Source organism: Paraburkholderia phosphatilytica, assembly GCF_003443895.1.
Taxonomy (GTDB): Bacteria; Pseudomonadota; Gammaproteobacteria; order Burkholderiales; family Burkholderiaceae; genus Paraburkholderia; species Paraburkholderia phosphatilytica.
Map to the genome: position 1 here is coordinate 1 of NZ_QQOA01000099.1, position 1,658 is coordinate 1,658.

The 1,658-nt window shown below is 67.2% G+C and carries 3 protein-coding genes; all 3 read right to left on the reverse strand.

The genetic code is table 11. The features are described 5' to 3' along the window. The coding region (locus DVS29_RS36695) for an NAD(P)(+) transhydrogenase (Re/Si-specific) subunit beta (protein WP_205962601.1) at positions 1 to 498 on the reverse strand (498 nt) is incomplete at its 3' end. Further along, positions 499 to 828 (reverse strand): NAD(P) transhydrogenase subunit alpha part 2, encoded by a 330-nt coding sequence (locus tag DVS29_RS36700; RefSeq protein WP_118186236.1) that lies wholly within the window; start codon positions 826 to 828, stop codon positions 499 to 501. A 25-nt stretch (positions 829 to 853) separates the two neighbouring features. Next, positions 854 to 1,658: Rossmann-fold NAD(P)-binding domain-containing protein (locus DVS29_RS36705; RefSeq protein WP_118186238.1), on the reverse strand; the 805-nt coding region annotated here is incomplete at its 5' end.

A 1,658-nucleotide genomic window follows, 5' to 3' on the forward strand; every position in this document is an offset into this window, starting at 1 on the left:
GCCCGACAGCTTGCCGAACGCGATCACCGAGCCGCTGAACGTGATCGCACCGACGAAGGTGCCGATGAAGAGCTCGATCCGGTTGCCGTACGGCAGAAAGCCCGGATACTCGGCTGCTTCACCGCCGAGACCGAACGCCGCCGGCTCGCTCACCACCGCGTACGCGATGCACACCGCCGCGAGACCGATCAGCGAGTGCATCGCCGCGACAAGCTCCGGCATCTTCGTCATCTCGACGCGCGCCGCGACGAACGCGCCGATCGCCCCGCCTATCACGAGCGCCGCGAACAGCAGCCCGAGGCCCAGCGCGAGGTTCGAGCCGAGCAGCGCGGCTTCCTTCACGATCAGCGCGATGGTGGTGAGCATCGCGATCGCCATGCCGATCATGCCGAACAGGTTGCCCGTGCGCGCCGTCTTCGGATTCGACAGGCCCTTGAGCGCCTGGATGAAGCACACCGACGCCACGAGGTAGAGCAGCGTCACGACGTTCATGCTCATTTATGCGCCCTCCTTGTTCGCGGAGGCAGGAAGCTTCTTCGGCTCCTTCTTGCGGAACATCTCCAGCATTCGCCGTGTGACGAGAAAGCCGCCGAACACGTTGACGGCCGCGAGCAGCACCGCGAGCGTGCCGAAGAACTTGGCCGGCCCGCCGACGGTGAGCCCCGTCGCGAGCATCGCGCCGACGATCACGATCGCCGAGATCGCGTTCGTCACGGCCATCAGCGGCGTATGCAGCGCCGGCGTCACGTTCCAGACGACGTGATAGCCGACGTACACCGCCAGCACGAAGATGATCAGGTTGATGACGGTGTGGTTGATGACTTCCATCGCCGCTCTCCTCTTTCTTGTGGAATCAGGCCTTGCGTGTGACTGCGCCGTCGCGGGCCAGCAGCGTGGCCGCGACGATGTCGTCCGCGAGGTCGATATTGAGTGCGCCTTCCGTCGTGACGATCAGCTTCAGGAAGTCGAGCAGGTTGCGCGCGTAGAGCGACGATGCGTCGGCGGCGACCATCGACGCGAGATTCGTGTAGCCGACGAGCGTCACCCCGTGCTTCGTCACGACCTTGTCCGCTTCAGTCAGCGGGCAGTTGCCGCCGCGCACCCCGCCTTCGCCTTCGGGGCCGCGTCCCGCTGCGAGATCCACCAGCACCGAGCCCGGCTTCATCGCCTGCACGGTGTCGGCGGAGATCAGCGTCGGCGCTGGGCGGCCGGGGATCAGCGCGGTGGTGATCACGATATCGGCCTGCTTCGCGCGTTCGTGCACGAGCGCCGACTGGCGTGCGAGCCACGACGGCGGCATCGGCCGCGCATAGCCGCCCACGCCTTCGGCCGCTTCGCGTTCTTCCTGGGTCTCGTACGGCACGTCCAGGAATTTCGCGCCGAGCGATTCGATCTGCTCTTTCACCGCGGGGCGCACGTCGGACGCTTCGATCACCGCACCCAGGCGCTTCGCGGTCGCGATGGCCTGCAGGCCGGCCACGCCCGCGCCGAGGATCAGCACGCGCGCGGCCTTCACGGTGCCGGCGGCCGTCATCAGCATCGGCATGAAGCGCGGGTAGACGTCGGCGGCGATCAGCACGGCCTTGTAGCCGGCGATGTTCGCCTGCGAGCTCAGCACGTCGAGGCTCTGCGCGCGCGTGGTACGCGGCGCGGCTTCG

Coding starts and splice junctions, on each gene's coding strand:
- DVS29_RS36700 (WP_118186236.1), bottom strand. CDS start 828: ATGGAAGTCATCAACCACACCGTCATCAACCTGATCATCTTCGTGCTG.